The organism is Synechococcus sp. RedBA-s, assembly GCF_024345495.1.
Classification (GTDB): Bacteria; Cyanobacteriota; Cyanobacteriia; order PCC-6307; family Cyanobiaceae; genus Regnicoccus_A.
This window is the reverse complement of sequence record NZ_JAGQBF010000018.1, coordinates 50,139-59,237: the sequence shown is the minus strand read 5'-3', so window position 1 is coordinate 59,237 and position 9,099 is coordinate 50,139. Positions and strand designations below refer to the sequence as shown.

The window sequence follows — 9,099 nt, the reverse complement described above, 5'->3', positions numbered from 1 at the left end:
AGCATTCGCTGCTGGCGTCAACCGGAAGAAGTGTGGATCAACAAGCCACCAGAGGACTCAGAACCGATCCTGGCGCTACCATTAATTCGGGTTGCCTGAGTGGCTGCCAAGGAGTGTCACCTTCCCTGAAAGTCACCGCTTCTGTTGGCCTATCAGTTAAGACATCTTGGATGCACGTCTGGAGCCATCCAAGAAGCTCAAAAGCGTTGATGGTATAGTTTGTAGGGTGAGATATACCTATATCATTCCTCATATCCAAGATATGCTTAAGCTTCTTGTGAGTTATGTCACTGATAAGCTCAAGCTTTCTGCAAGTGTTTAATAATACTGAGTCACTGAGTGCCGGCAGATCATCTTCGCTTTCGTAGAACGCTCTCTTTGTGCCACCTACTGCGGCATCGTAAAAAATGTCAAGGCTGTATGCAATCGCTTTTTTGCGTAGATCTAGGACAACCTCGTTCCAAACAGAGTTTAGTGCATAGTCAAATAACCCTATGCCTGCCCCAACCACAAACTTTGAAAGGTACCGCACACCTTGCTTTGCCTCCGCCGGCAAGCATTCAACTAACTGAGGTAAATTCAGTGAGATTATTTGCCGTTGATCTTGTGCTGCAATAATATTCTCGTGAGGTAGGCCAATATTCTGAAGGAAATCGACAATTCTTTGCGCCTGTGGGTCTAGGAGCTGAATCTGGCTTGCCGCACCGGTAGGAATAAGCTCACTCATGTGATACGCCAATGTTTGTGGAGGAAGCCTAACAGGTTCATGATCTAACGCTCAAGATCAGCGGCGGGAAGATCCTCTGTGCCGTATTCAAGAACAGGTAGGCCCGACCGCTGAATCTTGATGTTGGAAGGCAACGGTTTGGTCATGTTGCCTCTTCGGTGGATGAAAGCTTTTTGAGGTAGTGGCTGGCCAGGGATTCCTTGGATACAAGCGCAAACAGCTCTGAGAACTTGTGCTTTAGCTCTTGTCGCGAGCATTCAAAGAGTGGCTCAATATCACCAAACTTGCCGCGACCAACTCGGTATACATGGACTATCTGGCCATCAGTTACCAAAAAGAATTCACACTGCGTCCAGTAGCAGTAGCTTTTTGCTTGATCATGCGCTTTCTGGAGCTGCTTGGCTTTTGACAGATAACTATCGCGCTTGGCTTCTATTGTCAATAGTGGCTGGCCTTTCAAAGCATCAAGCTGTGAGTTGAATGCAGCGTGATCAATTACCAAGGTAGAGCCGCGTGAGCCGTGGGACGCTGGAACAGGCATTCCATCAAACCTGTCCTCGTCGGTGTATCCAAGCCGGATGAGAAGCGGAACTGCAAATTTTATCTCTACTTCCCTTTCAGTTCTTAGTAGCAGGCCAGCGACTTTGTCAAACCACCCATCTGAATTCCAGTCTCGGGGAGGAGAAAGTTGCTTCGTTTCTGAACTCTCGCGTGTCCCTTTGACAATAGATAGATAAATCCAGTCTTCTGTGCTGATCTCCCAGCTGTCGCCATACCTCACCAAAGGCGGATTAACAGTGAGGCCCGCTTCGCTTAGAACCCTAGTAATTTCTGCGGTATTACTGTCTGATCTCTTCTCGTAGCCAAACTTGGCCAGCAGGGTGCGAAGCTTTAGCCGCTTTGAATCCGACGACGCACTCTCAACATCAGCGGCAAGAGCTTGGGCTATCTCGGGGAACAGGTCAGATGACTTCATATCCAGAGTATAAGGTCAGATTGTCCTTCCAACGGCTGAGTTAAGCCGAGCCGCGAAGCGGCTTCGGCTTGAATGAATTGTTATGCCCCACCCAGTGAACCCCAACGTGCCATTGCTCAAGGGCTGTGCGCACGTGAGAAAAGAGCGCCCCGTTACGCAATGTGCGCTGCGAAATTCCCGAAATATTTTCTTAATGCATCAGATATTTCGTTGCAATGATCGCCCTTGGCGAGTCGAACAACCAACTCCGGTAGGCCACCATTAGCCAAGCCAAGTGCTCCACTAGCTTGTGAGGACAGAGACTTGCGATTGTAGAGTGCTAGCAGGCCCTCAAAGTCCTTCGCAGAGATCACTTGGTTAAATGCAGTTAGTGCCTGAGAATATATGGCGTCTACATCGATGCCATTTGCTAACGATTGCAAGGCTGCCTTCAGTGCGACAGGACCTTTTTGTTTCTCGTCCAGCATGTTGAGTTGAAATTTAATTTCGCTCACGGCTCTGAGCGAAACTTGTGCTTCGAGTTCTGCTTGCAGACGGTTGAATATTGCTTCAGAAACCGTCTGAAAATCAGCATTGACATCGCGCGCCAATCGGTTGCTAACTACGGCCAGAACTTCCCGAACGCAAAAAAGATTCTCGACCTCAGCAACTGAGAGAACGAAGATTGCGCCTTCCTCTAGCTTCTGAATCTCAACGGCAACCCGCCTGTCACGATCAATAAGTCCATATACGTCCAAATGATGAAGCTGGTTGTTCTTCTTTAGCGCTTTTACCGACTGAATGACTTGAGAGCAGCTGCCTACAGGAATTACAAGAAAATCCTTTAGGACTGCTGCGTAAAGGGCGGAGTCGTAACTCCCGTTCACTCCCTCGACAAACACCACCGGCTTCCTGCTGCCAAGTATCTCGAGAAGTAGATCTTCTGGAATGTCGTCGCTTGGACTAAAAGGCTCCCAGTCCCACGTCGTTCCATCAAAGGATTTTAGCCAGATCTTCTTGGCGCTTTCTTTAGCTGCTGCAAAATCAACATCGTGAGTGAGATAGACAAACAGGCAATCCGGCCGTAGACGTTCTATCTCTGTCCAGAGTGGGGTTTGAATGGATTTATGCAAATGCAACTCTGGCTCGTCAATTACAACGATTCCGTTCAGGGGCGCTGCTAAACACTGACCTACGAGGTAAAAAACTACTCTCTCTCCATCACTCATATCTGACGAGTTGTATTTCTTGGTATCGTCGCTTGCAACTGACGTTTCAATCTTGAGGCCGCCAATGATTAACCTTCTGTGCGGCAGAATTCTTTCCCAAACGGCCTTCACCTGATCTAGCTTTGTTATTGGTGGGCTTACGCGAATATCAGTTGATTTCGAGGCGGCTAAATATTTTGCGCTTTCTTCCGTGTGGTCGGAGAAGAGATAGACCATCAGCTTCTGGAAGTCGCTTAGGAATGAAACAGCGGGCTTATCACCCCAGCGATATGCCTGCTTGTTTTGCCTCCCGTGAGTCGGGTTGCCGAATAGAAGATCCGTCTCCGCCAAATCGAGTGCTGTTGGCGTCGAAGTGTCTGGCATGGTCAGAGATTTTTGAGCGGAAATTCTGTGGACGCGCGCCGCGTCCGGAGAACTGAACTCAATCCAGCTACCGAGTCTTGTTTTACCCGCCCCATTCGCGCCGACGAGCAACAAACTGTTTGAGGTTTCAATTTCGATGTTGCCTTTGTCTTTTGTCGGCAAAGTTAACTTGTAGTTTTTGAGCATGGGCAAACCTTTAATCTCAATGGGGCATAACTAGTATTTCGGCGGGTCCGGTATCCATCCGACACGGGGCTCTGCGGCCGTATAAGACGCCTCCTGACTGTGGGCCTGATCCTGGAACTCCCTCCAGCGTATGGCATTTGCGTGGTATCGCCCCTGGGTGAGGGAAAGATCGGTGGGTCCGCGAACCATATGTTCATTTTGCTACAGAAGTTCCACTAGGCTCATCATCCCGCAAGGGCCTCGATTCAGCACATGGGTGTCGATCATCGTGGTCTTCACGTCGCTGGACTCCATCAACTCCTAGATCGTGCGGTTGATCTTCCACACTCCAGCCGATGGGTGGCAATCGACTGTCGGAAGGTGCACTGAGCCCCGCTTGGCGGATCGGGTCTGCGTCCTTCATCCACCTCGCTTCCTACGCTGCCTGCGGTTGTCGTCTCGCACCGCTTTGACCGCTTGCCTGCCTGATGGTCCCCAGGCCCGGCCCGAGGTGGAGGCCCTGGTGGCCTACAGCGCGCCGCTGGAAGGCCGCCGCGGGCTGCTTCGGCTCGACTTCAACGAGAACACCGTGGGCCCCAGCCCGAAGGTGGTGGAAGCGATCCGTGCCATCCCCGCCGACCACTACGCCATCTATCCCGAGTACGACGGCCTGCGCGAAGCGGTGGTGGCCTCTCTGGGTGGGATGGGCCTGAGCCCGGCCCACATCGGCCTGTTCAACGGTGTCGATGCCGCCCTCCATGCCGTGTTTCATGCCTACGGCGGCCCGGGCGATCGGCTGCTCACCACCAGTCCCACCTTCGGCTACTACACCCCCTGCGCTCGCATGCAGGGCATGACGATCGAGGCGTTGCCCTACCGGCTGCCTGACTTCGGCTTTCCTCTCGAGGAGATCCGCGCGGCGCTTCTCGGTCCCGGTGGTGGTGGCGAACCGAGCGGCGACTGGCATCCGCCGCGGATCCTGCTGCTCTGCAACCCCAACAACCCCACCGGCACCCGCCTGGCGCCTGAGCGGATCCTCGAGCTGGCAGCCGCCGCGCCGCGCACCCTGGTGGTGGTGGATGAGCTCTATGAGGCCTTCACCGGCGACAGCGTGCTGCCCACTGCCGACTTCGCCGCCACGCCCAACCTGGTGGTGCTGCGTTCCCTGGCCAAGACCGCCGGCCTGGCGGGTCTGCGCATCGGCTTCGCGATCGGCGCGCCGGCCCTGGTGGACCGGATCAGCCGCGTGACCGGTCCCTATGACATCAACAGCTTTGCCGTCACGGCCGCCTGCGCCGCCTTGGCGGATCAGGCCTATGTGGATGGTTATGTCTCCGAAGTGCTGCGCGCCAGGGCCTGGCTGCTGGAGCAACTCCAGTCCGCTGCTGTGCGCCACCACGCCGCTGGCGGCAACTACCTGCTGATCTGGCCCGCCAGGCCGGAGGCGACGGTGGAGGCTGAGCTGCGCCAGGCGGGCATTCTGGTGCGCTCCATGGCGGGCAAGCCCCTGATCGATGGGGCTCTGCGGGTGAGCCTGGGCACCCGCGAGCAGATGGCGCGATTCTGGGACACCTACCAGGCGATCGAAGCGCTGATGCTCAGCGCAACACCTTGATCTGGAGCCCATCGCTGAGGGGAGCGCTGAAGCTCGCCGTGCGTCCCACCCGCTGCACCGGCGTGCCGCTCATCGCTTCGAGGAAGGGTTCGATGCTGCCTTGGTCGCAGCCGGCGGGGGCGCTGCCACTCACGTATTGCACCGGGATCACCCGCCGGGGCTCGAGCGCACGCACCACGACCGCCGCCTCGGCTCCGTTGTAGACCTTGGCGCCACCGCCCACACCGATGATCAACACATCGGGCTTGCCGATCAGCACCCGGTCTTCGGGGCGCAGGGCCGAGGCCGTGCCGCCCAGGTGGGCGATTTCCAGGCCGCCCTGCTTCCAGCGCCAGAGGGTGGCCTGGCCGAAGCGCCGTCCGCCGACGCGGTCGTGGGGGATGGCGGCTCCTTCCAGCTTCAGGCCCGCCACCCGGTAGGAGCCGGGGGTCACCAGCATCCGGCCGGAGGCCACCGGGGCGCCCTCATCCGGGAGCCGGCTGCTGGCCAGGATCACATCGGCGCGCACCCGCGGCTCGCTCAGGCCGGCGGCGCAACCGACGGCCTTGAAGGGATTGACCAGCACCGTGGCACCACCGCCCTGGATCAGCAGAGCACTGTGGCCGTAGCTGGTGACCGTGACGCCACCGGCGGCCAGCCCGGCGCCAGGCACACCCAGACTCACAGCCGCCATCAGGGACGCAGCGCCCACGGCTGTTGCCCGGCGGTGAAGGGGCCTGCTGACGGAGCTGGAGGGGCCGTCGTGCGGTTGCCCTGATGCGGAGACCATGCCTGCTGGTGCGCCCCGCAGGCGCCGATCGTGGCGCGAACCTAGCAGCGTTGCCCCGGGGCTTTCAGCAGGGGGTTCCGGTGAGCGCTCTGGCGCCGCCGGCTTGGTGCTGGGTCGCCTGGCGCAGGAAGTTGGCCAGCAGTTGGTGGCCGTTCTGGGTGAGCACGCTCTCGGGGTGGAACTGGACGCCTTCGATCGGGAAGTGGCGGTGGCGCAGGCCCATGATCGTGCCGTCCTCCAGCCAGGCGCTGATCTCCAGCTCCTCCGGCAAGCTGGCCCGCTCCGCGATCAGGCTGTGGTAGCGGGTGGCTGTGAGCGGGCTGGGCAGGCCGGCGAACACACCTAGTCCCCCATGCAGCACCGGGGATGTCTTGCCGTGCATCAGCTCAGCGGCTCGCACCACCCGGCCGCCGAACGCCTGGGCCAGGCACTGGTGACCCAGGCAAACCCCCAGGGTCGGCACAGTCGGTCCCAGCTCCCGCATCACATCCAGGCAAACCCCAGCCTGGTCGGGGTCGCCAGGGCCCGGTGAGATCAGGATCGCCGCCGGCTGCAGGACTCTGATCTGATCGACGCTCAGGGCGTCGTTGCGCTCGACCCGCAGGTCAGCGGCGATCGGGTGCTTCGCCGCCAGTTCGCCGAGGTACTGCACCAGGTTGAAGGTGAAGCTGTCGTAGTTGTCGAGAACCAGGAGCATCAGGCCAGCCGCCAGTGCTCCATTCAAACGCCCAGGCGCAGCAGCAGGGGCGGCAGCAGCAGCAGCGCGGCGATCAGCAGCGAGGCCACTGCTGCCACCAGCACGGCGGCAGCGGCGCAGTCCTTGGCGATGCGGGCCAGGGGATGGAAGCGGCGGCCGATGGCCAGATCCACCACCGACTCGATGGCCGTGTTGATCAGCTCCAGCACCAGCACCGCCGCCACGGTGAGCACCAGCAGCGCCAGCTGTTCGGTGCTCAGCCGCAGCCACACCCCCAGGGCAAAGACGCAGCCGCCGGTGATCGCATGGATGCGGAAGTTGCGCTGGCTGATGAAGCCATAGGCCAGGCCCTGGGCGGCATAGCGAAAACTCAGGGGCAGGTCGCCGGCCACCCGCCAGGCCCCGCTGCGCTGGCTCCGCCCCCGACGAGGGGAATCGCTGCTCATGGGATCCGCCAGCGCGAGGGGCACCGGTTCGAGGGGGACCGGGTTGACCATGCTGCCTCCTGCTGGCGTTCCGCTGCTGCGCGCGTCCGGGTTGAACGTTACCGCTGCCGTCCAGGGGGCACGCTGCCGTCGCTACAGGGTCTGCTCTCCAGCAGCTGGTCCTGGCGGCGCAGCATGGCCTCCAGGCGGGCGTCGTCGGGGTGGTCCCAGCCCAGCAGGTGCAGCAGGCCGTGGCTGGCCAGCCAACGCAGCTCCCGCGCCAGGCTCATGCCCGCCGCCTCGGCCTGACGGGCCGCTGTGTCCAGGGAAATCACGATGTCGCCCAGCTCAAGCGGTTCCCGCTGCTCGGCCAACGCCTGATCAGCGGCCTGCTTCGGTGGCTTCGGCATCGCCGGAGCTCCCTCCAGCCCCTCGTCCTGGGCGGCGAAGGCCAGCACATCGGTGGGGCCCTGCTGGCTTCGCCAGCTGGCATTGAGCTCGGCCATCTCCCCGTCGCCCACCAGGCTCAGCCCGAGGCTGTAGGCAGGCGCCCGCAGGGCCTGGGGCAACTCGGGCTGCAGCTGCTCCAGCCAGGCCGCCAGCAGATCACTCCACGGCCCTTCGGCGTTGGCGGGGTCGGCCAGCTGGCCAGCCTCCTCCAGCAACAGGGCGCTCAGCTCTTCATCGCAGCTGAAGGCCAGGTCGAGGTCGGGTGGAGCGGCCGTCACTGGGGCAGGCTGGGCCGACCGAACCAGGCCAGCAGAAAGAGAACGGTGCTGAAGCCCACGGCGGTGAGCCCGAAATGCAGCAGGCTCTGGCGGCCCTTGCGCACCATGTTGCGCATCGCCAGCTTCACGAAGCTGGGCGGCGGGCTGGCTGCAACCTCAGGAGTTGCAACCTCCGGAGTCGGGGCTGGGCTGGGCTCCAGGGGGGTCGTGCTGTCAGTCATGGGGAAATCGGCAGGGCTCAGGTGTCCCCATCGGCGGCGATCTCCACACCCTGGCGCAGCAGGGCCTGGATGAAGGGGTCGAGGTCGCCGTCCATAACGCCCTGCACATCGGTGGTCTCCACGGCGGTGCGCAGATCCTTGACCATCTGATAGGGGTGGAAGACGTAGTTGCGGATCTGGTTGCCCCAGGCCGCTTCGACGATGTCGCCGCGGATGTCGGCGATCTCCGAGGCCCGCTGCTCCTGGGCGATCACCAGCAGCTTGGCCATCAGCAGCGCCATCGCCTTCTCCTTGTTCTGGAGCTGGGAGCGCTCCTGGGTGCAGCGCACCGCCAGGCCGGTGGGCAAGTGCTGGATGCGCACCGCCGTTTCCACCTTGTTGACGTTCTGACCGCCGGCACCGCCGGAGCGGGAGGTGGTGATCTCCAGGTCCTTGTCGGGGATGTCGAGCTTGACGTCCTCATCGAGCATCGGCATCACCTCCACCCCTGCGAAGCTGGTCTGGCGCTTGTCATTGGCGTTGAACGGCGAGATCCGCACCAGTCGGTGGGTGCCCTTCTCATTGCGCAGGTAGCCGTAGGCGTAGCGGCCGTCGATCTCGATCGTGCAGCTCTTGATGCCCGCTTCCTCCCCTTCCGAGAGCTCATCGACGGACACCTTCATGCCGTGGTCCTCGGCCCAGCGGGTGTACATGCGCATCAGCATCAGCGCCCAGTCCTGGGCGTCGGTGCCGCCGGCGCCGGCATTGATCGAGATCACGGCGCCCTCCTTGTCGTAGAGGCCGCTCAGCAGGCGCTCCAGCTCCCAGCGATCGAGGGCGGCCTTGAGGCTCTGCAGGCCGCCGTTGGCTTCGGCCAGGAGCTCCTCATCCGCTTCGAGGTCGTAGAGCTCGAGGGTGGCGCGGCCATCGTCTACAGCGCTGCGCCACTGCTGAAGCTGCTCCAGCTGGGCCTTCACCTCATCGAGCTGGCGCATCTGTTTCTGGGCCTGCTGCTGGTCGTCCCAGAAGTCGGGCTGGGAGGCCAGCTGCTCCAGGTCCTGCTGGCGGGCGTTCAGGGCCGGTACGTCAAAGACAGTCCTGGGCATGGCCCAGGCGGTCGGTGAGCTCGGAGAGGTCGCGTTTGAAATCGGTGAGATCGAGCACCGGCTGCCGCCCAACGGTTTTCACGACCGTATCAGCGGGGGTGGGCTCCAGGCGGGGATTCT

10 protein-coding genes are annotated in these 9,099 nt (G+C 60.8%); 1 reads left to right on the top strand and 9 read right to left on the bottom strand.

The genetic code is table 11. From position 1 onward, the window contains the following. Positions 1–37 precede the first annotated feature (37 nt). The 3 genes from KBY67_RS09190 to KBY67_RS09180 all read right to left on the bottom strand — a co-directional run bounded on the left by KBY67_RS09190 (position 38) and on the right by KBY67_RS09180 (position 3,460). The gene (locus tag KBY67_RS09190; RefSeq protein ID WP_255110726.1) at positions 38–727 is read right to left on the bottom strand and encodes a hypothetical protein; all 690 of its coding nucleotides are present in this window, start codon (positions 725–727) and stop codon (positions 38–40) included. Positions 728–869: 142 nt separating this feature from the next. Next, positions 870–1,703 carry a type I restriction enzyme HsdR N-terminal domain-containing protein gene (locus KBY67_RS09185; protein WP_255110725.1) on the bottom strand — a complete coding sequence of 278 codons (834 nt, stop codon included), beginning with the start codon at positions 1,701–1,703 and terminating at the stop codon, positions 870–872. A 152-nt stretch (positions 1,704–1,855) separates the two neighbouring features. After that, positions 1,856–3,460 carry a DUF4435 domain-containing protein gene (locus KBY67_RS09180; RefSeq protein WP_255110724.1) on the bottom strand — a complete coding sequence of 535 codons (1,605 nt, stop codon included), beginning with the start codon at positions 3,458–3,460 and terminating at the stop codon, positions 1,856–1,858. Positions 3,461–3,908: 448 nt separating this feature from the next. Between KBY67_RS09180 and KBY67_RS09175 the strand changes: the two genes are divergently transcribed. Beyond that, entirely contained in the window at positions 3,909–5,054 is a 1,146-nt protein-coding gene (locus KBY67_RS09175) for a histidinol-phosphate transaminase (protein WP_255110723.1), read from the top strand. On the opposite strand, the gene KBY67_RS09170 is transcribed toward KBY67_RS09175, so the two are convergent. The 6 genes from KBY67_RS09170 to prfB form a co-directional block, all read right to left on the bottom strand. Then, the gene (locus KBY67_RS09170) at positions 5,038–5,727 is read right to left on the bottom strand and encodes an MBL fold metallo-hydrolase (RefSeq protein ID WP_255110734.1); all 690 of its coding nucleotides are present in this window, start codon (positions 5,725–5,727) and stop codon (positions 5,038–5,040) included. The genes KBY67_RS09175 and KBY67_RS09170 overlap by 17 nt on opposite strands. 160 nt (positions 5,728–5,887) lie before the next feature. Continuing rightward, positions 5,888–6,520, bottom strand: coding sequence for an aminodeoxychorismate/anthranilate synthase component II (locus tag KBY67_RS09165; protein WP_255110722.1), 633 nt, complete (start codon positions 6,518–6,520; stop codon positions 5,888–5,890). Between the two features lie 23 nt (positions 6,521–6,543). Continuing rightward, the gene (locus tag KBY67_RS09160; RefSeq protein WP_255110733.1) at positions 6,544–6,966 is read right to left on the bottom strand and encodes a diacylglycerol kinase family protein; all 423 of its coding nucleotides are present in this window, start codon (positions 6,964–6,966) and stop codon (positions 6,544–6,546) included. A gap of 98 nt (positions 6,967–7,064) precedes the next feature. Further along, entirely contained in the window at positions 7,065–7,673 is a 609-nt protein-coding gene (gene ybeY, locus KBY67_RS09155) for an rRNA maturation RNase YbeY (protein ID WP_255110721.1), read from the bottom strand. After that, on the bottom strand, positions 7,670–7,894 hold the full coding sequence (locus KBY67_RS09150) for a DUF3285 domain-containing protein (RefSeq protein ID WP_255110720.1): 225 nt from the start codon (positions 7,892–7,894) through the stop codon (positions 7,670–7,672). The genes ybeY and KBY67_RS09150 overlap by 4 nt, the downstream gene beginning before the upstream one ends. Before the next feature lie 17 nt (positions 7,895–7,911). Then, positions 7,912–9,037, bottom strand: a protein-coding gene (prfB, locus tag KBY67_RS09145; RefSeq protein ID WP_255110732.1) for a peptide chain release factor 2 whose coding sequence is annotated in 2 segments (ribosomal slippage) — positions 7,912–8,961 and positions 8,963–9,037 — 1,125 coding nt in all. Because the reading frame shifts where the segments join, the coding sequence is not laid out codon by codon here. Positions 9,038–9,099: the final 62 nt, after the last annotated feature.